Raw genomic sequence first — 25016 nt, 5'->3', positions numbered from 1 at the left:
GAAGAAAAACTGTTGCTAACAAGAAAAAGGCAACTAAATAATTAATTTAGTCTTTAGTATAGACGTTGGAAAGAATCTGTTTGAAATTAAGGTTTAGGATTCTAGCGACTATCAACTAAACTAAGAACTATTAGAATATGGCAAAGACAAACGCTAAAACTACTAAAAAACGTAAAGTTATAGTAGAATCTGTTGGAGAAGCTCACGTAACAGCATCTTTTAACAACATTATTATTTCTTTAACCAATAAAAAAGGTGATGTGATCTCTTGGTCATCTGCTGGGAAAATGGGTTTCAGAGGTTCTAAAAAAAATACACCATACGCTGCTCAATTAGCTGCTGAAGATGCTTCAGGAGTTGCTAAAGAAGCAGGTTTGAAAAAAGTGAAAGTATACGTTAAAGGACCAGGAAATGGTAGAGAATCTGCTATTCGTTCAATACATAATGCTGGTATAGAAGTAACAGAAATTATTGATGTTACTCCATTACCACACAATGGTTGTCGTCCTCCAAAGCGTCGTAGAGTATAATTTTATATTTAATTAAATTAATATCAATTGTTTTATTACGGTTGATATTAATTTTTTTTGTATAAATTTGCACACGCAAAAAAATAATTAATAAGTATCACTAGAGATTAACGGTTATCGAAGGATAAGATTAAGACCTTAATTCATAATCACTCTTAAAAACAATTAAAAATGGCAAGATATACTGGTCCTAAAACTAAAATAGCTCGTAAATTTGGCGAGGCTATATTCGGAGAAGATAAATCCTTCGAAAAAAGAAATTATCCTCCAGGACAACACGGAAATGCCCGTCGTCGTGGAAAAAAATCTGAGTACGCAATCCAATTAATGGAAAAGCAAAAGGCTAAATATACTTATGGTATTTTAGAAAAACAATTCAGAAACTTATTCAAAAAAGCAACAGCTTCTAAAGGAATTACAGGACAAGTTTTATTACAGTTATGTGAATCTAGATTAGATAATGTTGTATTTAGAATGGGTATTGCACCAACAAGAAGTGCTGCTAGACAATTAGTATCTCACAGACATATTACTGTAAATGGTGAGTTGGTAAATATCCCTTCTTATTCTTTAAATGCAGGAGATGTTGTTGCGGTAAGAGAGAAATCTAAATCTATTGAAGCTATTGAGAGATCTTTATCTAACTCTAGTAATGTTTACGAATGGATTACATGGAACACAGCTACAAAGGAAGGGACTTATGTTTCTGTACCAGCTAGACTTCAAATCCCAGAAAATATAAATGAGCAGTTCATTGTTGAACTTTACTCTAAATAATAATTAATCATATTGGTATTTAGCCAAAGGATTTATTTGTCTTCTTCATACTTATAAATCGCGCAACTAAATAACAATTAAAACGAAGAAAAGATGGCAGTATTTAATTTTCAGAAACCTGATAAAGTAATCATGATTGATTCTACAGATTTCGAAGGTAAATTTGAATTTAGACCTTTAGAACCTGGATATGGATTAACAGTTGGTAACGCTTTACGTCGTGTACTTTTATCTTCTTTAGAAGGTTTTGCTATAACTTCAGTGAAAATTGAAGGCGTAGATCATGAGTTTTCAGCAATAAAAGGTATTGTTGAAGATGTTACAGAGATTATTTTAAGTTTAAAACAAGTTCGTTTTAAACGTCAAATTGAAGATGTAGACAACGAAACTGTTTCCATTTCTATTTCTGGTCAAGAAACAATCACTGCAGGTGATTTTCAAAAGTTTATTTCAGGATTCCAAGTATTAAACAAAGACTTAGTGATTTGTAACTTAGATCCAAAAGTAGCTTTTAATATGGAGATTACAATTGAAAAAGGAAGAGGTTATGTTCCTGCTGAAGAAAATAAAAAATCTACAGCTGCTGTTGGAACCATCTTTACAGATTCAATTTATACTCCTATAAAAAATGTTAAGTATAGTATTGAGAACTTTCGTGTAGAACAAAAGACAGATTACGAAAAATTAGTTTTCGAAATCCAAACTGATGGTTCTATTACACCTCAAGACGCATTAACAGAAGCGGCTAAAACATTAATTCATCACTTTATGTTATTTTCTGATGAGCGTATTACATTAGAAGCTGATGAAATTGCTCAAACTGAGACTTATGATGAAGAATCTCTTCACATGAGACAGTTGCTTAAAACTAAGTTAGTAGATATGGACTTATCTGTTCGTGCTCTTAACTGTTTAAAGGCTGCAGAAGTAGATACTTTAGGAGACTTAGTATCTTTTAATAAAAATGATTTAATGAAGTTCCGTAACTTCGGTAAAAAATCTTTAACTGAGCTTGAAGAGCTTGTTAATGTTAAAGGTCTTAATTTCGGAATGGATTTATCAAAATATAAATTAGACAAAGACTAACACTACATATTTTGCCCCTTGATACTCAGGTTGATGCAAGATGTAGTAAATTTTAAAATGTCATGAGACACGGAAAAAAAGTTAACCATTTAGGAAGACAAACAGCTCACAGAAAAGCAATGTTAGCTAATATGGCTTGTTCTTTAATAGAACACAAACGTATTAATACAACTGTTGCAAAAGCTAAAGCTTTAAAACAATTCGTTGAGCCATTAATTACAAAATCTAAAACAGATACTACTCACAACAGACGTTTAGTTTTTAGTAAACTACGTCAAAAAGAGTCAGTAACTGATTTATTTAGAGATGTTGCAGTTAAAATAGCTGATCGTCCAGGAGGATATACAAGAATTATTAAACTTGGAAATCGTTTAGGAGATAACGCTGATATGGCGATGATTGAACTTGTTGACTATAATGAAATCTATAATGCAGATAAAGCTGCTAAGAAAACTACTCGTCGTTCTCGTCGTGGTGGTTCTAAGCCAGAAGCTGCTCCAGTAGAGTCAAAAGCAACTAACGAAGAAGAATAAATGTTAATAAGCATTTTAAATATAAAGGATAAACTATTTTAGTTTATCCTTTTTTTTATGCAATTTTGCAAAACTTTTACATCAATAAAATAACCCTTTTAACGATGAAATATCAAAAACTTAAAAAAGCATTAGTACTATTAGCAGACGGAACAATTTTCCACGGTAAAGCTGTAGGGAAAGAAGGTACTGCATTTGGCGAAGTTTGTTTTAATACAGGAACAACTGGCTATCAGGAAATTTTTACAGATCCATCATATTTTGGACAACTAATGGTAACGACCAATGCACATATTGGTAATTATGGTGTTAATAAGAATGAAATGGAATCTTGTTCTGTTAAAATTTCTGGTTTAATCTGTAAGAACTTTAGTTATGACTTTTCTCGTGAAGATTCTGATGGTTCTTTAGAAGATTTTTTAAACGAGCATAACACTTTAGCTATTTCAGATGTGGACACAAGAGCTCTTGTATCTTATATTAGAGATAATGGTTCTATGAATGCTTTAATTACAACTCAAGTTGATAATATTGAAGTACTTAAAAAGAAATTAGCTAATGTGCCTAATATGAACGGGCTTGAATTAGCATCAAAAGTATCTACTAAATCTCCTTATTTTTATGGAGATGAAAATGCTTCAATAAAGATTGCAGCTTTAGATCTAGGAATAAAAACAAATATCTTACGTAATTTTGCAAAACGAGATGCATATATAAAAGTATTTCCTTTCGATGCAACGTATGAAGATTTAAAAGCTTGGAATCCTGATGGTTATTTCTTATCAAATGGTCCTGGAGATCCAGAACCATTAATATCTGCTCAAAATGTTGCAAAACAAATTATATCTGATAATAATCCATTATTTGGAATTTGTTTAGGTCATCAAGTTATTGCATTGGCAAATGGTATTTCTACTTACAAAATGCATAATGGCCATAGAGGTATAAATCATCCTGTAAAGAATTTAGTTACTGGTAAAGGAGAAATTACATCTCAAAATCATGGTTTTGCTATTAGTAGAGAAGAAACAGAAGCACATTCAGATATTGAAATTACACACGTACATTTAAACGATCATACTGTTGCAGGGATTAAAATGAAATCTAAAAATTGTTTTTCAGTACAATATCATCCAGAAGCAAGTCCTGGACCACATGATTCTTCTTACTTATTCGATGAGTTTATTGAAAACATTAAATCAACTAAATAAATATTAATACTATGAGTATCATTATTAACGTACATGCAAGACAGATATTTGATTCAAGAGGTAATCCTACTGTTGAAGTTGATGTAGAAACAGAAAATGGATATTTTGGAAGAGCAGCAGTTCCTTCAGGTGCTTCAACAGGAGAACATGAAGCAGTAGAGCTTCGTGATGGTGGAGATAAATTTATGGGTAAAGGCGTTTTTAATGCTGTTGATAATGTTAATTCGATTTTAGCACAAGAGTTGTTAGGTGTTAATGTTTTTGAGCAAAATTTCATAGATAAATTAATGTGCGAAATAGATGGTACAGCTAATAAGTCTAAATTAGGAGCTAATGCTATTTTAGGTGTTTCTTTAGCTGTTGCTAAAGCAGCGGCAGCAGAATTGCATATACCTTTATACAGATATATTGGTGGAGTATCAGCGAATACATTACCAGTGCCAATGATGAATATCATTAATGGTGGTTCTCATAGTGATGCACCAATTGCATTCCAAGAATTCATGGTTATGCCTGTTAAAGCAGATAATTTTTCTCATGCTTTACAAATGGGAACAGAGATTTTTCATAATCTTAAAAAAGTATTACATGATCGTGGTTTAAGTACAGCTGTAGGAGATGAAGGTGGTTTTGCTCCAACTTTAGATGGAACAGAAGATGCTTTAGATACTATCGCTTTAGCAGTAAAGAATGCAGGTTATACATTAGGCGATGATATTATGATTGCGTTAGATTGTGCAGCAGCAGAATTTTATGTTAACGGAAAATATGATTATTCTAAATTTGAAGGTCAATCTGGAAAAATTAGAACGAGTAAAGAACAAGCAGATTATTTGGCAGAATTATCTCGTAATTATCCAATTATTTCTATTGAAGATGGAATGGATGAGAATGATTGGGAAGGTTGGAAATACCTTACCGAACAAGTTGGAGATTCTGTACAATTAGTTGGAGATGATTTGTTTGTAACTAACGTAGATCGTTTATCTCGCGGTATTAATGAGAATATAGCGAATTCAATTTTAATTAAAGTGAACCAAATAGGAACTTTAACAGAAACTATTGCAGCTGTAAATATGGCACATAACGCAGGTTATACTTCTGTAATGTCTCATAGATCTGGAGAAACAGAAGATTATACTATAGCGGATTTAGCAGTAGCATTAAACTGTGGTCAAATTAAAACAGGTTCTGCCTCTAGAAGTGATCGTATGGCTAAATACAATCAATTAATTCGTATAGAAGAAGAGTTAGGAGATGTTGCTTATTACCCAAAAGAAAAAGCATTTAAAATCAAGAAATAAATTTCTTTTTTAATCAATACAAGAAAGCCTTAGTGTTAATTTCAGTAAGGCTTTCTTTGTTTTGTGTCAACTATAAGTTTTTTCAATATAAAAATTGTTAAAACCATTCTAAAAGCACTTTCTAAATTGCTATAGTTTTCGTAAATTTACAACACTTATAATAATTTAGAAAAATCACATAATATATGTCAAACAAAGCAACCTTAGAAATTAACGGACAAAAACACGAGTTTCCGTTAGTTGTTGGAACGGAAAATGAAGTTGGAATAGATATAAAAGCCTTAAGAGGTGTTACTGGAGGAGTAACAACTATTGATCCTGGATATAAAAATACAGGAGCTTGTGAAAGTGCTATTACATTCTTAAATGGAGAAGAAGGTGTTTTAAGATATAGAGGTTATTCTATTGAAGATTTAGCAGATAAAGGTGATTTTTTAGAAACAGCTTATTTATTGATTTTTGGTGAATTACCTACTAAAGATCAATTAGAAAGATTTCATAAGGATATTAAAGATGAATCTCATGTAGATGATGATTTAAAGAAAATATTAGATGCATTCCCTAAGTCAGCGCATCCAATGGGAGTTTTATCTTCTTTAACAAGTGCATTAACAGCATTTAATCCATCTTCAGTAAATGTAGATTCGGAAGAAGATATGTATAAAGCTATCGTTAAAATTATGGGTAAATTCCCTGTTTTAGTAGCTTGGACAATGCGTAAAACTCAAGGTCAGCCATTAAATTATGGAAACAAAAGTTTAGGTTATGTTGAAAACATCTTAAAAATGATGTTCGAAAAACCAAACGAAGATTATGTACAAAACGATGTGTTATTTAATGCATTAGATAAATTATTAATTTTACATGCAGATCATGAGCAAAACTGTTCTACGTCTACAGTAAGAATTGTTGGTTCTTCTCACGCAGGTTTATTTGCATCTTTATCTGCAGGTATTTCTGCACTTTGGGGACCTTTACATGGTGGAGCAAATCAAGCTGTTTTAGAAATGTTAGAAGCTATTAAACAAGATGGTGGAGACACTAAAAAGTTTATGGCTAAAGCTAAAGATAAGCAAGATCCTTTCCGTTTAATGGGCTTTGGACATAGAGTTTATAAAAACTTTGATCCTCGTGCAAAAATTATAAAAGTTGCAGCAGACGAAGTTTTAGCAGATTTAGGTGTTGAAGATCCTGTTTTAGATATTGCTAAAGGATTAGCTTCTGAAGCTTTAAGTGATCAGTATTTTGTAGATCGTAAATTATATCCTAATGTAGATTTTTACTCTGGAATTATTTATAGAGCTATGGGAATTCCTGTAGAAATGTTTACGGTAATGTTCGCTTTAGGACGTTTACCTGGTTGGATTGCACAATGGAGAGAAATGCGTTTGCGTAAAGAGCCAATTGGAAGACCAAGACAAATTTACACAGGTGAAACTCACAGAGAATTTAAATCTGTAGATAATAGATAATATTTCAAGTTAAAAAAGCAAAGCTTCATAGTAATTACTATGGAGCTTTTTTAATATATATTTAAATGAAACCAATTAAGATTTTAAAAAATAGATCCGATATAGGAGCAGGAACAAGAGGCTCAGATATGGGGATAGATGCTATTGAAATAGCTGCAATAAATGCAAATAATAATTATTTTACTCAATTTGATTTTGAAGATATAGAAACTGAAAATCAATCGATTTATAACAAAACAAAAAACTCCTTTGCTAAACGAATAGAGAATATACATTCACATTGTACTAGAGTTTCAAACGCTGTTTGTGAAAATGTTGAAAACAATAATTTTCCTTTGGTTTTGTCTGGAGACCACTCTTCAGCTCTAGGAACTATAAGTGGAATTAAGAAAGCTAACCCAAATAAGCGATTAGGTGTAATTTGGATAGATGCTCATGCGGATTTACATTCGCCATATACATCACCTTCTGGAAATATTCATGGTATGCCTTTGGCAGCAGCTTTGTCTGAAGATAATATGGATTGTAAAATTAATACGGTCACTTCTGAAACAGAAGAACATTGGATAGGAATGAAAAATATAGGCTTTTCTGGAGCTAAAGTTAAACCAGAAGATCTTATCTTTTTTGGAGTTAGAGATACAGAAGAACCAGAAGACAAGCAAATTGAAAAACTTGATATTAAAAACTATAAAGTTTCAGAAGTAAGATATAGAACACTTACTACTTGTGTAAACGAAGCTATAGAACAATTAAAAGATTGCGATAGTATATATGTGTCTTTTGATGTAGATAGTATGGATTGCGATGCTATATCTTACGGAACTGGAACTCCAGTGCCAAAAGGTTTTGATCAATACGAAGTTATACAAATTATAAACCAATTTTTAGAAACAAAAAAAGTAGTTTGTTTAGAGTTTGTAGAGGTGAATCCTTTGTTGGATACAAAAGGAAATAAAATGGCAGAAACAGCTTTTGAAGTATTAGATAGTGTGACAAATGTTTTAAAAGAATCGCTTAGATAAGAGATTAAAAATTATGGATAATAATTTTAATGAATTTGAAAAAACAGAAAAACCTGCTTTTAAGTTTAATGGTTTAGAATTAATTCTTTGTTCTTTTATAATAATTTCGGCGGTATTAAAAATAATGCATATTCCAGGAAGTTCTTTACTTTTGATATTATCATTATCGTTAGGATCTATGATGTATTTGTATCTTTCTTTTGCAATACTAAATGGTATTCCATTATTTAAAATTCATAAAAAAGAAAGTTACCTAGGAGTTTCAGTAAAACAAATGATTTTTGTTATTTTAATTGGGATACTGTTTTCATCATCTTTAATTGGTGTTCTTTTTAAAATAATGCATTGGCCTGGAGCGACTGTTTTAACTTTACTTCCTTTAGTAGGGTTGGTTATTTCATTAATACTGTCATTGTATCTCATTTCAAAAAAAAGCAGCTCGTTTTTAAAATATCTAATAATAAGAATTATAATAATTTTAAGTATAGGTTTAATATTATTTTTTAGATAAATATTATAGAATTTCAAACTTTAAAATCCCACTAAAAACACTTAAATTTGCAACTTAATATTAAAACTCAGAATGCTTAATGCAGACTGATAACTGAATACAAAAAACACTATGTTTAATAATTTAAGCGAAAAGTTAGATAAAGCACTACATGTACTAAAAGGACATGGTAGCATTACAGAAGTAAACGTTGCCGAAACTTTAAAAGAAGTACGTAGAGCGCTTTTAGATGCCGATGTTAACTTTAAAATTGCTAAAGATTTTACCGCTCGTGTAAAAGATAAAGCATTAGGTCAGAACGTATTAACAACGCTTCAGCCAGGTCAATTAATGGTTAAGATTGTTAAAGATGAGTTGACTGAACTTATGGGTGGAGATGCAGAAGGGCTTAACCTATCTGGAAAACCAACTGTAATTTTAATGTCTGGTTTGCAAGGTTCTGGTAAAACGACATTTTCTGGAAAATTAGCTAACTTCTTAAAAAATAAAAAAACAAAGAAACCTTTATTAGTTGCTTGTGATGTTTATAGACCAGCCGCAGTTGATCAATTACATGTTGTTGGAGAGCAAATTAAAGTAGATGTTTATAGCGACAAAGGAAATACTAATCCAGTTGCAATAGCACAAGCTGGTATAGCACATGCAAAAGAAAACGGTCATAACGTAGTTATTATAGATACTGCTGGTCGTTTAGCAGTAGATGAAGCTATGATGGCTGAAATCTCAGATATTCATAAAGCTATAGAGCCACAAGAAACATTATTTGTTGTGGATTCTATGACAGGTCAAGATGCTGTAAATACAGCAAAAGCTTTTAACGATATTTTAAATTTTGATGGAGTAATACTTACAAAATTAGATGGAGATACACGTGGTGGAGCTGCAATTTCGATTAAGTCTGTTGTAAATAAACCAATTAAGTTTATTGGTACAGGAGAAAAAATGGAAGCTATAGATGTCTTCTATCCATCTCGTATGGCAGATCGTATTCTTGGAATGGGAGATGTTGTTTCTTTAGTAGAACGTGCACAAGATCAATTTGATGAAGAAGAAGCTAGAAAGCTTCAGAAAAAAATAGCAAAAAACCAATTTGGATTTGATGATTTCTTAAAACAAATTCAGCAAATCAAAAAAATGGGTAATATGAAAGATCTTATCGGGATGATTCCTGGTGCAGGTAAAATGATGAAAGACGTAGATATAGACGACGATGCTTTTAAAGGTATTGAAGCTATAATTCATTCTATGACGGTTGAAGAAAGAACAAATCCAAGCGTAATTAACGCAAGTCGTAAAAAACGAATTGGTAAAGGTTCTGGAACATCTGTAACTCAGGTTAATCAATTGTTGAAGCAATTTCAGCAGATGAGTAAAATGATGAAAATGATGCAAGGTGGCGGCGGAAAAAAAATGATGCAGGCTATGAAAAATATGCGTTAAACTTATTTTAATATAATTAACTATTACAATTCTGTAACCTGAAATCTTTTTGAAGTATGACAATTTTAGATGGTAAAAAAGTAAGTAACGACATTAAAAACGAAATCAAAGTCGAAGTCGATAAGATGAAGGCTAATGGTGAAAAAGTGCCGCATTTAGCAGCTGTAATTGTTGGAAATGATGGAGCTAGTTTAACTTATGTTGGAAGTAAAGTTCGTGCTTGCGAACGTGTAGGTTTTGAATCTACAATGGTTAATTTGTCTAATACAACAAGTGAAATAGAATTATTAGATACAATTGAAGATTTAAACCAGAACGATGATATTGATGGTTTTATAATTCAACTACCATTACCACCACAAATTAATACTCAAAAAGTATTAATGGCAGTAAATCCAGATAAAGATGTAGATGGTTTTCATCCTACAAATTTTGGAAAAATGGCATTAGATATGTCTACTTTTATTCCAGCAACACCATTTGGGATTTTAGAATTATTGGATAGATATAATGTAGATACAAAAGGAAAGCATACTGTAGTTATTGGTCGCTCTCATATTGTTGGAAGACCAATGAGTATTTTAATGGGACGAAAAGGTTTTCCTGGAAACTCAACAGTAACATTAACACATAGTCATACTAAAAACATCACTCAAATTATATCTCAAGCAGATATTATAATTTCAGCATTAGGAGTTCCAAACTTCTTAAAAGCAGAAATGGTAAAAGATGATGCTGTAATTATAGATGTTGGAATTACTCGTGTTCCAGACGATTCTAATAAAAGAGGTTATGTAATTACTGGAGATGTAGATTTTGAAAACGTAAGTAAAAAAGCAAGTTTTATTACACCAGTTCCTGGTGGAGTGGGACCAATGACAATAGCAATGCTCTTAAAGAATACTTTATTAGCTAGAGAAAGACATAGATCAGCTTCTAATTAATATTAGAAAAATACACTTATATTTAGACCTGAAAATAATTTTTCAGGTTTTTTTATGGATTTATATAGAGTTAAAATAGGTAGTGTAGAGCATATTATTCCCATAATATTAGCTGTAATAATTGCTGTAGTTATCGTAAAGTTAGCGAAGTCAAAATCTAATACAATTAAAGAACGGATTAGTTTTTTATTATCTCTTTTTGTTTCTTTAGTAGTTATTGTTTTTCATTTAAAGAAGGCACTATTTGATAGTTATAGTATTCAGGAGGATTTACCTTTATATCTGTGTAGTTTGTTAGCAATACTAATTCCAGTATATACTTATTGCAGACGTTTTTGGATGTTCGAGGTTTTAGTGTTCTGGATTATTGTAGGAACATTACAAGGTGTAATTACGCCAGATATAGAAATTGGTTTTCCTAGTTTTGATTATTTTAGATATTGGATTGTACACTTAGGCTTATTAGTAATTATAAGTTATGAAATTATTGTTTTTAAATTACGACCTAAATGGCGTAGTGTTTTAAAATCTTTTTTAGCGTTCCAAGTATATGTGGCAATAATTTTTGGATTAAATAAAGTGTTGAATTCTAATTATGGTTATTTAAACCAAAAACCAAAATCTACTTCTATTTTAGATTATTTAGGAGATTGGCCTTATTATGTATTTAAAGCCGATGTTATTTTATTAGTAGCTTTTATTGTCGTTTTTCTAATTTTTAAAGCATCAGAAGTTAAGCTATTTAGCAAATAATTGAGTTTGATCTTTAAAACTTTTAAATTCTAAAGCATTTCCAGACGGATCTTTAAAAAACATAGTAGCTTGTTCGCCAACTAAACCTTCAAATCTTATATAAGGTTCTATTATAAAGTTTATGTTTTTTTGTTTTAAATTTTCTGCAAAATTGTGGAAGATATCCCATTCTAAAACAACACCAAAATGAGGAACAGGAACCTCTTTCCCATCTACAGGATTAGATACTGCTTCAGTTTTATTTTCGTCTAAATGAATCACTAATTGGTGTTCAAAGAAATTAAAATCAACCCAATGATTACTACTTCTGCCTTCTTCACAATTTAAAATATCGCGATAAAACACACGACATTCTTCAAGGTTAGTTACAGGAATAGCTAAATGAAAAGGTTGTGGCATTATTTTCTTCTATTTATAGTGTTTCTTATTATTCTTGGTTCAGATGTTGGTTCTGGAGCTTCTTCTGGCTTAGAATCGGATTTTGTTCGATCTCTTTTTGGAGATCTTCTTCCTTCACGTTCTACTAGCTTAGATTCGTAAGTTTTTGTAGAAGACTCCAAAAGTTCGTTTAAAGTTTTTAATTCTTCAGAAGTAAATTCTCGATATTCTCCAACAGGAATATCAAGTGGGATATTCATTATTCGCGTACGTTTTAGAGTTAAAACCTCGTAATTTAAGTAATCACACATTCTACGAATTTGACGATTTAAACCTTGCGTTAAAATAATTTTAAACTTAGTTGGTGTAATTTTAGTTACAATACAAGGTTTTGTTGTTTTGTCTAAATCTTCAATATAAATACCTTTACTCATTCGTTCTATAAACGTCTGAGAAATAGCTTTGTCAACTGTAACTATATATTCTTTTTCGTGATTATTATTCGCTCTAAGAATTTTGTTTACAATATCTCCATCATCAGTCATAAAAATTAAGCCTTCACTAGGTTTATCTAAACGTCCAATAGGAAAAATACGTTTTGGGTAATTTATATAATCTATAATATTGTCTTTTTCTACATGCGTATCTGTAGTACAAACAATACCTGTTGGTTTATGGAAAGCCAAATATACAAAGTCCGTTTTGCGTTCGTTTATTACTTTACCATCTACTTCTACGTTATCAGTCGTTGTAACTTTAGTTCCCATTTCCGGAACAACGCCATTAATAGTTACTCTACCAGCATCTATTAAGCGATCTGCTTCTCTACGAGAGCAATAACCAACCTCACTTAAAAATTTATTTAGACGTGTCAATTTTTCTTCCATAGAGCAAAGATAGTCTATTATTGATTTAAGAATTTAATTATAGCATCATTTACACTTTGGTCTTTTAAGCCGTGACCAAATCCTTCTGTTTTTAATAAGGTTGAGTTTTTATAGTGCTTATGAATTAATTCTGCTTCTTTAAAAGGAATTATTTTGTCTTTAATATCGTGAATTATTAAGCCTTTAGCTGAAATCTTTTCACTGAATTTAGCCGAAGAAAATTCTGATGGAAATTTGCCAAAGTTATCAAAGATGTAATTGTCTAGACCCTTGCTGATAGTTTTGTTGTAACCCATCATATTAGTATAGTTCAAAAATATTTGATCAAATTCAGATGGTGCTCCAAGTGTAATTAACTTTTCAATCGACGTATTTTGGTAATCGTGTAAAAAGAAGATGCTTGCCATTCCACCAACCGAATGACCAATAATATGATTTGGATTATATGTATTACAAACTTCGTTTAAAAAAGCAGCGTATTGTATTGCTGTAAATGTTTTATCGCCAGATTTTCCGTGCGCTGGAGCATCTATTGCTATAATATTATAATTTTGTTCTATTAATTGTTTAGAAAGTTTTTTCCATCTAAAACTATTGCTTTCCCAGCCATGTGCTAATAAAATAGTGCCTTTTGGATTTTTTGTTTCCCAATGGTAGGTTTGAATAGGAAAACTGTTGTAGAAAATAGTTTTTTCTTCTGATGTGCTTAAAAATTCATTTTGATTCTTAGAAACACGACCTTTTCTAGGTGTAGAAAATAATTTTAACGCTTTTTTTATACTTGCTTTCGGAGCAACATAACTTAAGCTATTTAATCCTGTACCAATAGATTTTATTAAAAGTTGACTCATAATTATTCGGCTTCACGGTTTACTAAATCCATAGAAAACGCTGGTGTACAAATAGCCATATATTCGCAAGCTTCTACAAATGGATTAGAGTATTGTACTCTGGTGTGTTTTTCTATTTTAATGCTTTGTCCAGCTTCAAGAATAATGATTTCACCATCAATTATAAATTGTTTTTTTCCACGAATAATATACGTGTACTCGTCAAATTCTGGAGTCTGATAAGGTTCGCTCCAACCAGCTGGCGCAATCATATGTGCAATACTTATGTTTTTATTACCATCTGTGGCTTGTCCAAAATGTTCTTCAATAACTTTTCCGTCTGTAGTTGGAACTATAAATGGTGAATTTTGAATGTGATATTTTTTGCTCATTTTTAATTATTATTTCATAGAATGATTAGACAATTAAAAGAATTTAATGATTTTTAAATACAGTTTTCAATTTGTTTGAGTTGAACATTTGTGCTGGAGATATTACTTTTTCTCCCATTGGAATATTATCTCCATAACGTTCTTTCATTTTTTGTTTTACAACTTTATGATTTAAATCGAAATCTGATAATTCTTCAAGTTTTCCAATTTCAATATTTCCGCCTTCTTTATATATTTTCCAAACAAGTTCCGAGCAATAAATTTTATCATCAGACCATTCAAAATAAAGATCATAATTTTTACCTTTATATTTATCTCCAACTTGTCTCATTTTTACTAAAGTTTCTGGAGTTAGGATTTTAGCTGAGTTTTTAAGTCGTTTTATAACATAATGTCTGTTTTTACCACGATTTATCCAATTTTTAAGAAAAGTTAATTTTACAGGTTGTACAGCTTCGTAGACGTAAAATTGATTGTCAATTTTATAGATAATTCCCATATGACTATACTTAGAGTTTGTTGCAAGTTGTATAGCTTTACTTTGACTTGATTTTGAAGTTTGAAAAATAATGTCACCATTTTGAATTTCATTTTTAAGGAATTGTTCTACAAATTTTGGTGTATCTGCTTTTACTCCTTTTGCAAATTGAAAAAATTCAATACTCCAATAAAGACCAAAGGCTAATATTCCTAATGCTAATATTGTAAATATGATTTTTTTCATTTTTATAAATTTAAGAAGAATTTAAAAACAAAAGTAATATTGCCTACTGTAGACTAAATTACTGATAACTAAATTACCAACCAATCATAAAATACTTAATCTTAGCAGTATCAGGAATATTAATTGCTTCAATTTTTTTAGACATATCAAATTGAAATTCTGCGGGCAATTCTTTTTTATCTATAGTTAAATATACGGGAGAATTCTCTAAGAAAACAACAATGTTTCTAATAGTATTTTCAATTTTTTTAATCTTCATTTTTGTTTTGATATCGCCAAAAGTACTTTCAGTATTTATACCTTCTGTCGTTTTAAAACGTTTGTCATAAACTTTAATTGCTTCAATGGTTGAGGTGCTATCTGAAACAGATTTAGGAGAAAGAGTTAATAGTAGTTTTCCGCCTTTTTCAAAAACATCAATATCGTTTATTCTGTCTGTGAATTTATTTCCTTTAGAAAGGTTAACCACAGAATCTAAGTCAAATATGGTTGCTAAATCTTTAATTTGAGTTGAATCTGTTAATAAACCAATACTGTGATTTTCTATAGCAAAACGGTTTGGAGATTTAGAGCAAGACATTGCAATAAGTCCAACGATAGTTAAAGTGAATAATATGTTTTTCATAATGAGTTTTATTATTTAATTACTTTTTTTAGAATACCAAAAACCGCTCTAATAAAAGTAGCACTTGTTAATACTTTTACTATTGGATTTTGTGCTGTGCTGCGTCTTGTAGTTGTTCTACGAGATGTGTAAGTTGATTTGCGTTCTTTTTCTTTTCTAGCTTCTTCTTGAGCTTTAGCTTTTTTTCTAATGGTTTCTGCTTCTTCTATTTTCTTGTTTAAAAGTTCGTAAGCGCTATCTCTGTCTATATTTTCTGCGTACTTTTTGACTAAATCAGATTCGTTTATTAAAGTAGATAATTCTTTAGGTGTTAGTACATCCATTCTACTCATTGGTGCACGCATCATAGTAGCAGCTAATGGTGTAGGTCTTCCTTTTTCGTCTAAGGCGCTAACCAGTGCTTCTCCAATACCTAAAGAGGTAAGTACATCTGCAGTGTCATAATATTCTGTATCTGGATAATTCTGTGCGGTTAATTTTATGGCTTTTCTGTCTTTTGCCGTAAAAGCTCTTAACGCGTGCTGAATTTTTAATCCTAATTGACCTAAAACTTCTTCAGGAACATCAGTTGGGTTTTGAGTAACAAAGTAAATCCCAATACCTTTACTTCTAATTAATTTTACAATACTTTCTATTTGGCTTAAAAGCGCTTTAGATGCATTATTGAAAATTAAGTGTGCTTCATCTATAAACAACACTAATTCTGGTTGACCAGAATCGCCTTGCTCAGGAAATGTTTCATAGATTTCAGCTAAAAGACTTAACATAAATGTAGAGAACAACTTAGGTTTATCTTGAATATCTGTTAAACGTAAAATGTTAATATATCCGTTTCCATTTTCATCGTGACGTGTTAAATCTTCAACTTCAAAACTTTTTTCACCAAAGAAAATATCTCCACCTTGTTGTTCAATCTCAATTAATTTTCTAAGAATCGCTGCTGTGGAGCTAGATGATATTCTTCCGTACTCTTCTGTGAATTCTTCTTTTCCTTCATTAGTGGCGTAATTCAAAATCTTTTTAAAATCCTTTAAATCAAGAAGAGGTAATTTATTGTCGTCGCAATATTTAAAAACAACAGAAATAATTCCGGCCTGTGTTTCTGTAACATCAAGAATTCTTGAAATTAAAACTGGACCAAATTCGCTTATTGTTGCTCGTAATCTAACGCCATTTTGTTCAGAAAGCGTTAATAATTCAACAGGGAAACTTTTACTGTTAAAGGGAAGTCCAATTTTTTCGTGACGTTCATTAATTTTAGCGTGTCCTGGACTTGGTTGCGCAATTCCACTTAGATCACCTTTAATATCCATAAGTAAAACAGGTATACCTTTTTCACTTAAATTCTCTGCTAAAACCTGTAAAGATTTTGTTTTCCCTGTACCAGTTGCACCTGCGATTAATCCGTGACGATTTAATGTTTTTAATGGGATTTTAACAAAAGCATCTTTTACTGTTTCGCCATCTAACATAGCGGAACCAAGGGTTATAAAATCTCCTTTAAAAGTGTTTCCTTCTTGAATATGATTAAAAAAGGCTTCTTTGCGACTCATAAAATTATAATTTGGCATAAAAGTACGCTAAATTTTTAGCAATAAAAACCAAACTAAGGAATGAATACTTTTAAGGAATGACTTTGTTATTTATAGTGTTTAGTTATATTTGCAGACTATGAAAAAAGATACGCAACAATTAGTAGATAAAGGATTGCTTTTACCTTTAATGGAGGAATTTTATACTATACAGGGTGAAGGTTTCCATAAAGGAACTGCAGCTTATTTTATTAGAGTTGGTGGTTGCGATGTTGGTTGCCATTGGTGTGATGTTAAAGAAAGTTGGAACGCAGATTTACATCCGCCAACAAAAACCGAAACTATTGTTGCTAATGCTAAAAAGTTTAGTGATACAATTGTAGTTACTGGTGGAGAGCCACTAACTTGGGATATGACTGAGTTAACAAGCCAATTAAGAGCTAAAAATATGCAAGTTCATATAGAAACTTCTGGCGCTTATGAGCTAAGTGGAACTTGGGATTGGATTTGTTTATCTCCTAAAAAACTAAAGTTACCAAAGCAAAGTGTTTACGATAAAGCAAACGAGTTAAAAGTAATTGTTTATAACCAAGACGATTTTCGTTTTGCTGAGGAACAAGCTGCTAAAGTAAGTGAAGATTGTATTTTGTACTTACAACCAGAATGGAGTAAACGTGATAAAGTAGTTCCGGAAATTGTAGATTATGTAATGAAACATCCGCAATGGAAAATCTCTTTACAAACACATAAGTATTTGAATATTCCATAAAAAATATATTTAATTTAAAACATAAAGACCAACTAAATAGTTGGTCTTTTTGTTTGCAGAGATGTAATGTGTTTAACTTTTTATAAATTTCTTCGAACTTCTACCTGTGTTGCTATGGAAGGTTACTATATAGCTTCCAGAGGATAATTCACTAACATTAAATTTATATTCTTTAATACCTGAATTACTGATATGATCTCTACTTAGTAGTTTAAGGTATTTGCCATTTGTATTATACAATTCAATAACCATTTTGTCTGCAGCTCTAAAATCTATTGAAAGCTCTAAATTATTTTGAACAGGATTAGAATTTAATTTTATAGCTAATTCATTTCTTAAATCGTTAATATCTTCAGTCCCTAAAGATTCAGTGGTGTATTTGTAAATAGTAGATCCTGATGCATATGCTTTTGTAGGGCTTAAAACCATAATTCTATTTAGGTTTCCTCCAGTACTAATATCTGTCCAAGTTGTTCCACCGTCTATTGTTTCGAAAAAACCAGTATTGTGTCCGCCCATCCAACCTTTGGTTTGAGAAATAAAACCAACCGCTTGAATGTCAGTTTCTGGCGCATCTAAAGCTACCCATGTTAAACCAGCGTCAAAAGATTTTACTAGTTTTCCTGGATTAGTTCCTGTAGCGTATAAAGAACCATAAATAATATTTGGATTATTTTCTACAAATTGTAATTTCCAGATATACTCACCTATAATATTAGAATTGTAGACTTCTGTCCAGTTTAATCCTCCATCTATAGTTTTTAAAACATTAGCTCCGTTAGTACTGCTTCCTGCTGCGTAGCCTATGTTTTCATCAACAAACTTAAGCTCTACAAGTGTATTAGCATAAGCGCTCATATCTGTACTGCTCCAAGTTAAGCCGCTATCTATAGATTTTATAATGTAAGCAGGAGAGAAGTAAGCGCCACAAGCATATATAGTTGAAGTGCCTTGTACTGCGTTAATTCCACATATAGCAGCAGGATAAGGAGTAATAGCATCAACTCTTGACCAGTTATCTCCGCCATCTACTGTTTTAAAAAAACTATTGTTTATGGTTCCAATAAAGCCAATATTTGCATCTAAGAATTCTATGTTTCTAAAATAAAAACTACCACCTAGGTCACCTTGAGTAACTTGAAGTGTCCAGTTTAGCCCTCCATCTGTAGTTTTGTAGGCTCTAGCGGCATAACCATTTAGAGCCCATCCAAGATTCTCGTTTAAAAAAAACACATCATCAAATCTAGTTCCATTTGTGTTTTCCGGAAGGTTAGGAACAGATTGCCAAGTTTGGCTATAACTAAAAGAACTAATAAATAAGAATAGTAATAAATGTTTCATAAGATATTATTCAGTATACAAATATACTGTAGAATTTTTTAATTGAAATTTTTTATTTGTTGTGTTGAATAAGTTGTTATTAATAATAGTAATAGTTCTTCCAGAGTGTTATAGAAGAAATAAGTTGAAAACAGAATAAAAACCAACCTTTAATATTGTTAAATTATAGCTTCTAAGGTGTTTTGCTTAAAATATCTATTAGTTGAGTTGTTGTAAAAATAGAAAGATTTAATTTAAGGCTGTTTTTAAGCATTTTTAGGCTTTTTTGTTGAAATTAACAATTGTTGATAAAAAGAGTTTTGTACGCTATAAACTCTTAGAATAAGCTTTGTTTTTTATTATATTTGTGTGTTGCTCATTTTTAGTTGAGTAATTATTTAATGTTAATTTGAAATAAGTAATAATAAATATATGAGCGAAGCAAAAGAAGAGTTCAATAAGGAAGGATATTCAGCGGATAGTATTCAGGCATTAGAAGGGATGGAGCACGTAAGAATGCGTCCTTCAATGTATATTGGAGATGTTGGTGTTAGAGGTTTACACCATTTAGTATATGAGGTTGTAGATAATTCGATTGATGAGGCGTTAGCAGGACATTGTAATAATATTACAGTTACTATTAACGAGGATAATTCAATTACCACAGAAGATGATGGTCGTGGTATTCCTGTTGGTTTGCACAAAAAAGAAGGTGTTTCGGCATTAGAGGTTGTAATGACTAAAATTGGTGCAGGAGGAAAGTTTGATAAGGATTCTTATAAAGTATCTGGTGGACTTCATGGTGTTGGTGTAAGTTGTGTAAATGCACTTTCTGAACATTTAAGAGCAACGGTTTATAGAGACGGTAAAATTTGGGAGCAAGAATATGAACGTGGTAAATCTATGTACCCTGTAAAGGCCATAGGTGATACGGATAAAAGAGGAACAATTGTTACTTTTAAGCCAGATTCAACTATTTTCAAACAAACTTTAGAATATAATTACGATACGCTTGCAAGCCGTATGCGTGAATTGGCTTATTTAAATAAGGGAATCACAGTTCATTTAGTTGATAAAAGAGCGACTAAAGAAGATGGTTCTTTTGAAGGTGAAACATTTCATTCTGAAGAAGGTTTAAAAGAATTTATTAAGTTCTTAGATGCGTCTAGAGATCCATTAATGAAAGATGTTATTGCTTTTGAAGGTGAGAAAAATGGTGTACCGGTTGAGGTTGCTATGATTTATAATACATCTTATGCTGAAAATTTACATTCTTATGTAAATAATATTAATACGCATGAAGGAGGGACACATTTATCTGGTTTCCGTCGTGGATTAACACATACGCTTAAAAAATACGCTGACGAATCAGGAATGTTAGACAAATTAAAGTTTGATATTGCTGGAGATGATTTCCGTGAAGGTTTAACTGCAATTGTTTCTGTAAAAGTGCAAGAACCACAATTTGAAGGTCAGACTAAAACAAAATTGGGTAATCGTGAAGTTTCTGCAGCGGTAAGTCAGTCTGTTTCAGAAATGTTATCAGATTATTTAGAGGAAAATCCAGATGATGCCAAAATTATTGTTCAAAAAGTTATTTTAGCAGCTCAAGCACGTCACGCAGCTCAAAAAGCACGTGAAATGGTTCAGCGTAAAACAGTAATGAGTATTGGTGGTTTGCCTGGTAAATTATCAGATTGTTCTGAGCAAGATCCTGCTAAATGTGAAGTGTATTTAGTCGAGGGAGATTCTGCAGGCGGAACAGCTAAGCAAGGTAGAGATCGTGCTTTTCAAGCTATTTTACCATTAAGAGGTAAGATTCTTAACGTAGAAAAAGCAATGACACACAAGGTTTTTGAAAACGAAGAAATTAAAAATATATTTACAGCTTTAGGTGTTACTATAGGAACAGAAGAAGATAGTAAAGCTTTAAACCTTTCAAAATTACGTTACCATAAAATTGTAATAATGTGTGATGCTGATATAGATGGTTCTCATATTGAAACTTTAATTTTAACGTTCTTTTTCCGTTATATGAAAGAACTAATTGAAAATGGACACGTTTATATTGCAACACCACCTTTGTTTTTAGTTAAAAAAGGAGCAAAAAAACAGTATGCTTGGAACGATGAAGAGCGTTTAGCTTTGATGGCAGAATATGGCGATGGTGCAAAAATTCAGCGTTATAAAGGTCTTGGAGAAATGAATGCAACTCAGTTATGGGATACAACAATGAACCCAGAATTTAGAACGTTACGTCAAATCCAAATAGATAATGGTATAGAGGCAGATAGAGTGTTTTCTATGTTAATGGGAGATGAGGTTCCGCCAAGACGTGAATTTATTGAGAAAAATGCAGTTTACGCTAATATTGATGCGTAAGTTATTTTTTATATTAATTAGCTTGAGTGGTTTTTCTGCTCAAGCACAATTAAATGATATTAATGCTGTAGCGAGTGATTTAATTTTTCTTACAGAAAAATATATTACACCTGCGGCAGAGGCACCAACATATCAGTCTTCTGGAGGTTGGTATACTAATTTTACGCCTAAAAAAATCTTTGAAATTGAAGCCTCTTTACAATATAATTTGTTGTTGATTACTAATAAGAATAAGACTTTTTTGGTAAATGAATCAGAACTTCAAAATATTCAAATACAAGGTTCATCAACATTCGCATATATTCCAACAGCTTTAGGGAATGATGATGTTGTAGTTTTAGAAGGAAGTATTAATGGTGACTCTTTCGAGTTTGATGCTCCTGAAGGAATTAATGAAAAAACGGTAAAACATGGGCAATTGCAAGCTAGTGTTGGTTTGTGGAAACAAACAAACTTAATTGTGCGTTATGCGCCAAATATTAAAATCAACGATACTAATTATCAGTCTTTTGGTTTTGGAGTTTCACATCATTTAAATCAATGGATAAAATCGTTAAAAGAGAGTTCATATCATTTTGGAGTGTTATTCAATTATTCAAATACATCTGTTGAGGATACATTTAATGCTGCTAATTTACAATTAGGAACAATAAACGGTATTGCTGTAGATGGAGAAACTTTCGGATTTAATTTGGTAGGTTCTAAAAGTTATAAGAATTTTGATTTTTCATCATCTTTAGGATTAACATCATCAAAATTTGATTATAAGGTAAGTGGAACAGGAGAGTTGCTTTTAGAGATATTAAATCAATCATTAGCAACTTTAAATACATCAAAAACTAATTTTAAAGCAGATTTTAATGTTAATTATAGATTTAATAATTTTTCTGTAAATACAATGTTTACTGTTGGTGATTATTCTAATCTTAATTTTGGTGTTAACTATTGTTTTAACAAAAGAAATGTTGATTTAGGAATAGAGAAATAGTTTTTTTGAGCTAAAAAAACGAATTAAAGCATAAATAATTAAAACGGAAATATAAACCCTTGAGTTTTTTCGTTTTAACAAAATATAATTATTATTTTTATAAAATTATTAATAACTATCTTAAATAAAGAAAAATAAATATGAAAGTAACAGTAGTTGGAGCAGGAGCAGTAGGAGCAAGTTGTGCAGAATATATAGCAATTAAAGACTTTGCAAGTGAAGTAGTATTATTAGATATTAAAGAAGGTTTTGCAGAAGGTAAAGCAATGGATTTAATGCAAACAGCTTCATTAAATGGTTTCGATACTAAAATAACAGGAGTTACAAACGATTATTCTAAAACTGCGGGATCTGATGTTTGTGTAATTACATCTGGTATTCCTAGAAAACCAGGAATGACTCGTGAGGAATTAATTGGAATTAATGCAGGTATTGTAAAATCAGTATCATCTAGTTTAATCCAAAATTCTCCAAACACAATAATTATTGTTGTTAGTAATCCAATGGACACAATGACTTATTTAGTTCATAAGACAACAGGTTTACCAAAAAATAGAATTATTGGAATGGGTGGAGCTTTAGATTCTGCACGTTTTAAATATAGATTAGCAGAAGCTTTAGGTGCGCCAATAAGCGATGTTGATGGAATGGTAATTGGTGGACATAGCGATAAAGGTATGGTGCCATTAATAGGTAAAGCAGTTAGAAATAGTGTTTCTGTTTCAGAGTTTTTATCTGAAGAACGAATGGATCAAGTAGTTCAAGACACTAAAGTCGGTGGAGCTACATTAACAGGTTTATTAGGAACATCTGCTTGGTATGCGCCTGGAGCAGCAGTATCAGGAATGGTTCAAGCAATTGCTTGCGATACTAAAAAGATTTTTCCTTGTTCGGCATTATTAGATGGTGAGTTTGGTTTGTCTGATTTAGCTATAGGAGTTCCTTGTGTTTTAGGAGTAAATGGAATTGATAGAATTGTTGAAATTAGCTTAACAGATGCAGAAAAAGCAAAACTAGCAGAGTCTGCAGTTGGTGTAAAAGCAACTAATGGTTTATTAGAACTATAATATATTTTAAATCAAATAAGAAATAAAGACTGTATCAATACAGTCTTTGTTTTTTTGTTAAAACAGAAAAAAAATGAAAAAAGTAATTCAGTTAGCATTGTTATTAATCACATTTGTAACAGTTGCACAATCTAATTTTGAGGGTAAAATAGTTTCACAACAAACAATGTCTTCAGATGATCCACAAATGCAATCTCAATTGGCATTAATGGGTATTATGTCAATGACTCAATATGTTAAGGCGTCTAATTCAAGAACAGAAATAAAGAGTCCTATGACAGGAGATATAGTATCTGTTTATGCTTCAAAAACAGATGAGGTTTTGGTTTTAATGAATAATCCAATGATGGGGAAAACCTACGAAAAATCTTCTAAAGGAGATTTAGAGGCAAAGGTTGGTGATCAAAAGATTGAAGTAAATAAGGGAACAGAAACTAAAACAATATTAGGATACGAGTGTAAACAATATTTTATGACAATGATGACTAATGGAGTTAAGATGGAAATGGAGTTATTTGTTACAGATGAAATTTCTATGGCAATTACGGCTCAAAATATTGCTTATGCTAGTAAGATAAAAGGGATGCCACTTTTAACCAAAGGGAAAGTGAATCAAATGGGAATGGTTCTTAATATTACAAATGAAGTCACTGAAATTGTAAAAGAAACAGTTTCGGATGATAAATTTGATATGACAATTCCAGAAGGTTATAAAGCAGCGGATGCAGTTAAGCAATAAATAATATTTAATTACGAATTAAAAAAGCAACTTTCGAGTTGCTTTTTTGTTTATAAATATTTCCTCCTATTTATTTCAAATACTGGTCTTTCATCAATAATCCTTATATTTACAGCGTGAAAACTAAATGTCTTTTTGGCGGATTAATTGCAATGTTGTTGTTTTTTGTTGTTAACCAACAAAGATTTTCTGTGCCTAATCAGGAAATAAAATTTCATTTTTCGGAGTTTGTATCATCTCAAGATGTTAATAAAACTATACAGGAAGTAGAATTACAGCTATTAGATTTAGGAGCTACAAATGTTTTAATGTCTAAAGATGAAAACGGTAACTTAACACTAAATTATAATAGTGATCAAGGTGTTTTAAAAATACAGTCATTAATTTATAAACTTTCTGATATCTCAAATAACTCTAATATCAAATTAGATATATACGAGATTAATAAACCAACTAGACCAATTTCAGGTTTTGATCATAAAAAAATTATAGAACATAAAAGTGAATTTGATCGTTCGGCAAATCCAAATGTTTATACAGCACTTCAACCTATAAAGTATAAAGATTTAGCTGTTGCTATTAAGAATACAGTTGCTTTAAAGCAAAATATTGTATTCTGTTTAAGTAATACGCTTCATAATATTCCAGAAGTAAGAGCTGGACCAAGAGTATAACTTCATTTTAAAGTGACTTTTCAACAGTAATTCAATCCTGAAAAAGCACATAGGTATTTCACCTAAAAAACAATCATTTAAACAATTAAATAATTGTCAGATTTTCTAGTAAATTATATATTT

At 31.1% G+C, this 25016-nt stretch carries 26 protein-coding genes; 18 read left to right on the top strand and 8 right to left on the bottom strand.

The window, feature by feature from the left end; all coding sequences use genetic code 11:
• Nucleotides 1-137: 137 nt before the first annotated feature.
• From rpsK to ACFDSN_RS04405, 12 genes are all read left to right on the top strand, one after another.
• Complete coding sequence (gene rpsK / locus ACFDSN_RS04460; protein ID WP_375238629.1) at nucleotides 138-530, top strand: 30S ribosomal protein S11; 393 nt, start codon at nucleotides 138-140, stop codon at nucleotides 528-530.
• Between the two features lie 171 nt (nucleotides 531-701).
• Nucleotides 702-1307, top strand: a complete 606-nt coding sequence (rpsD, locus tag ACFDSN_RS04455; protein ID WP_375238628.1) for a 30S ribosomal protein S4 — start codon at nucleotides 702-704, stop codon at nucleotides 1305-1307.
• 93 nt (nucleotides 1308-1400) lie between these two features.
• Nucleotides 1401-2393, top strand: coding sequence for a DNA-directed RNA polymerase subunit alpha (locus ACFDSN_RS04450; RefSeq protein WP_375238627.1), 993 nt, complete (start codon nucleotides 1401-1403; stop codon nucleotides 2391-2393).
• Nucleotides 2394-2455: 62 nt separating this feature from the next.
• Nucleotides 2456-2926: a 50S ribosomal protein L17 gene (gene rplQ, locus ACFDSN_RS04445; RefSeq protein ID WP_375238626.1), complete on the top strand. Its 471-nt coding sequence runs from the start codon at nucleotides 2456-2458 to the stop codon at nucleotides 2924-2926.
• A gap of 104 nt (nucleotides 2927-3030) precedes the next feature.
• On the top strand, nucleotides 3031-4137 hold the full coding sequence (carA, locus tag ACFDSN_RS04440; protein WP_375238625.1) for a glutamine-hydrolyzing carbamoyl-phosphate synthase small subunit: 1107 nt from the start codon (nucleotides 3031-3033) through the stop codon (nucleotides 4135-4137).
• An 11-nt stretch (nucleotides 4138-4148) separates the two neighbouring features.
• Entirely contained in the window at nucleotides 4149-5441 is a 1293-nt protein-coding gene (gene eno / locus ACFDSN_RS04435; protein ID WP_375238624.1) for a phosphopyruvate hydratase, read from the top strand.
• A 185-nt stretch (nucleotides 5442-5626) separates the two neighbouring features.
• Entirely contained in the window at nucleotides 5627-6913 is a 1287-nt protein-coding gene (locus ACFDSN_RS04430; protein ID WP_375238623.1) for a citrate synthase, read from the top strand.
• A gap of 65 nt (nucleotides 6914-6978) precedes the next feature.
• Nucleotides 6979-7938: an arginase gene (gene rocF, locus ACFDSN_RS04425; protein ID WP_375238622.1), complete on the top strand. Its 960-nt coding sequence runs from the start codon at nucleotides 6979-6981 to the stop codon at nucleotides 7936-7938.
• A gap of 13 nt (nucleotides 7939-7951) precedes the next feature.
• On the top strand, nucleotides 7952-8449 hold the full coding sequence (locus tag ACFDSN_RS04420; protein WP_375238621.1) for a hypothetical protein: 498 nt from the start codon (nucleotides 7952-7954) through the stop codon (nucleotides 8447-8449).
• A 111-nt stretch (nucleotides 8450-8560) separates the two neighbouring features.
• On the top strand, nucleotides 8561-9889 hold the full coding sequence (ffh, locus tag ACFDSN_RS04415; RefSeq protein WP_375238620.1) for a signal recognition particle protein: 1329 nt from the start codon (nucleotides 8561-8563) through the stop codon (nucleotides 9887-9889).
• 56 nt (nucleotides 9890-9945) lie between these two features.
• The gene (locus ACFDSN_RS04410; RefSeq protein WP_375238619.1) at nucleotides 9946-10833 is read left to right on the top strand and encodes a bifunctional 5,10-methylenetetrahydrofolate dehydrogenase/5,10-methenyltetrahydrofolate cyclohydrolase; all 888 of its coding nucleotides are present in this window, start codon (nucleotides 9946-9948) and stop codon (nucleotides 10831-10833) included.
• A 54-nt stretch (nucleotides 10834-10887) separates the two neighbouring features.
• Nucleotides 10888-11586, top strand: a complete 699-nt coding sequence (locus ACFDSN_RS04405) for a TIGR02206 family membrane protein (RefSeq protein WP_375238618.1) — start codon at nucleotides 10888-10890, stop codon at nucleotides 11584-11586.
• On the opposite strand, the gene ACFDSN_RS04400 is transcribed toward ACFDSN_RS04405, so the two are convergent.
• From ACFDSN_RS04400 to ACFDSN_RS04370, 7 genes are all read right to left on the bottom strand, one after another.
• Nucleotides 11572-11985 carry a VOC family protein gene (locus ACFDSN_RS04400; protein ID WP_375238617.1) on the bottom strand — a complete coding sequence of 138 codons (414 nt, stop codon included), beginning with the start codon at nucleotides 11983-11985 and terminating at the stop codon, nucleotides 11572-11574. The genes ACFDSN_RS04405 and ACFDSN_RS04400 overlap by 15 nt on opposite strands.
• Entirely contained in the window at nucleotides 11985-12851 is an 867-nt protein-coding gene (locus tag ACFDSN_RS04395) for a pseudouridine synthase (RefSeq protein ID WP_375238616.1), read from the bottom strand. Before ACFDSN_RS04395 ends, ACFDSN_RS04400 begins: the two co-directional genes overlap by 1 nt.
• A gap of 17 nt (nucleotides 12852-12868) precedes the next feature.
• Nucleotides 12869-13702, bottom strand: a complete 834-nt coding sequence (locus tag ACFDSN_RS04390) for an alpha/beta hydrolase (protein WP_375238615.1) — start codon at nucleotides 13700-13702, stop codon at nucleotides 12869-12871.
• Between the two features lie 2 nt (nucleotides 13703-13704).
• Nucleotides 13705-14073: a cupin domain-containing protein gene (locus ACFDSN_RS04385; protein ID WP_375238614.1), complete on the bottom strand. Its 369-nt coding sequence runs from the start codon at nucleotides 14071-14073 to the stop codon at nucleotides 13705-13707.
• 43 nt (nucleotides 14074-14116) lie between these two features.
• Complete coding sequence (locus ACFDSN_RS04380; RefSeq protein WP_375238613.1) at nucleotides 14117-14797, bottom strand: YiiX family permuted papain-like enzyme; 681 nt, start codon at nucleotides 14795-14797, stop codon at nucleotides 14117-14119.
• A gap of 73 nt (nucleotides 14798-14870) precedes the next feature.
• The gene (locus ACFDSN_RS04375) at nucleotides 14871-15422 is read right to left on the bottom strand and encodes a hypothetical protein (RefSeq protein WP_375238612.1); all 552 of its coding nucleotides are present in this window, start codon (nucleotides 15420-15422) and stop codon (nucleotides 14871-14873) included.
• Between the two features lie 11 nt (nucleotides 15423-15433).
• Complete coding sequence (locus ACFDSN_RS04370; protein ID WP_375238611.1) at nucleotides 15434-16975, bottom strand: helicase HerA-like domain-containing protein; 1542 nt, start codon at nucleotides 16973-16975, stop codon at nucleotides 15434-15436.
• Nucleotides 16976-17093: 118 nt separating this feature from the next.
• Between ACFDSN_RS04370 and ACFDSN_RS04365 the strand changes: the two genes are divergently transcribed.
• Nucleotides 17094-17723: a 7-carboxy-7-deazaguanine synthase QueE gene (locus ACFDSN_RS04365; RefSeq protein WP_375238610.1), complete on the top strand. Its 630-nt coding sequence runs from the start codon at nucleotides 17094-17096 to the stop codon at nucleotides 17721-17723.
• 72 nt (nucleotides 17724-17795) lie between these two features.
• Here the strand turns inward: ACFDSN_RS04365 and ACFDSN_RS04360 are convergent, their stop codons facing one another.
• Nucleotides 17796-19064 (bottom strand): YCF48-related protein, encoded by a 1269-nt coding sequence (locus tag ACFDSN_RS04360; protein ID WP_375238609.1) that lies wholly within the window; start codon nucleotides 19062-19064, stop codon nucleotides 17796-17798.
• A 411-nt stretch (nucleotides 19065-19475) separates the two neighbouring features.
• On the opposite strand from ACFDSN_RS04360, the gene gyrB reads away from it, so the two are divergent.
• From gyrB to ACFDSN_RS04335, 5 genes are all read left to right on the top strand, one after another.
• Nucleotides 19476-21425 carry a DNA topoisomerase (ATP-hydrolyzing) subunit B gene (gene gyrB / locus ACFDSN_RS04355; RefSeq protein WP_375238608.1) on the top strand — a complete coding sequence of 650 codons (1950 nt, stop codon included), beginning with the start codon at nucleotides 19476-19478 and terminating at the stop codon, nucleotides 21423-21425.
• Complete coding sequence (locus ACFDSN_RS04350; RefSeq protein ID WP_375238607.1) at nucleotides 21418-22413, top strand: DUF6588 family protein; 996 nt, start codon at nucleotides 21418-21420, stop codon at nucleotides 22411-22413. The genes gyrB and ACFDSN_RS04350 overlap by 8 nt, the downstream gene beginning before the upstream one ends.
• Nucleotides 22414-22553: 140 nt before the next feature.
• Complete coding sequence (locus ACFDSN_RS04345; RefSeq protein ID WP_375238606.1) at nucleotides 22554-23480, top strand: malate dehydrogenase; 927 nt, start codon at nucleotides 22554-22556, stop codon at nucleotides 23478-23480.
• A gap of 73 nt (nucleotides 23481-23553) precedes the next feature.
• On the top strand, nucleotides 23554-24219 hold the full coding sequence (locus ACFDSN_RS04340) for a hypothetical protein (protein WP_375238605.1): 666 nt from the start codon (nucleotides 23554-23556) through the stop codon (nucleotides 24217-24219).
• 116 nt (nucleotides 24220-24335) lie between these two features.
• The gene (locus ACFDSN_RS04335; RefSeq protein WP_375238604.1) at nucleotides 24336-24893 is read left to right on the top strand and encodes a hypothetical protein; all 558 of its coding nucleotides are present in this window, start codon (nucleotides 24336-24338) and stop codon (nucleotides 24891-24893) included.
• Nucleotides 24894-25016: the final 123 nt, after the last annotated feature.

It is taken from the genome of Aurantibacter sp., from assembly GCF_042094015.1.
Lineage (GTDB): Bacteria > Bacteroidota > Bacteroidia > Flavobacteriales > Flavobacteriaceae > Aurantibacter.
This window is presented reverse-complemented; position numbering and strand designations above follow the sequence as displayed.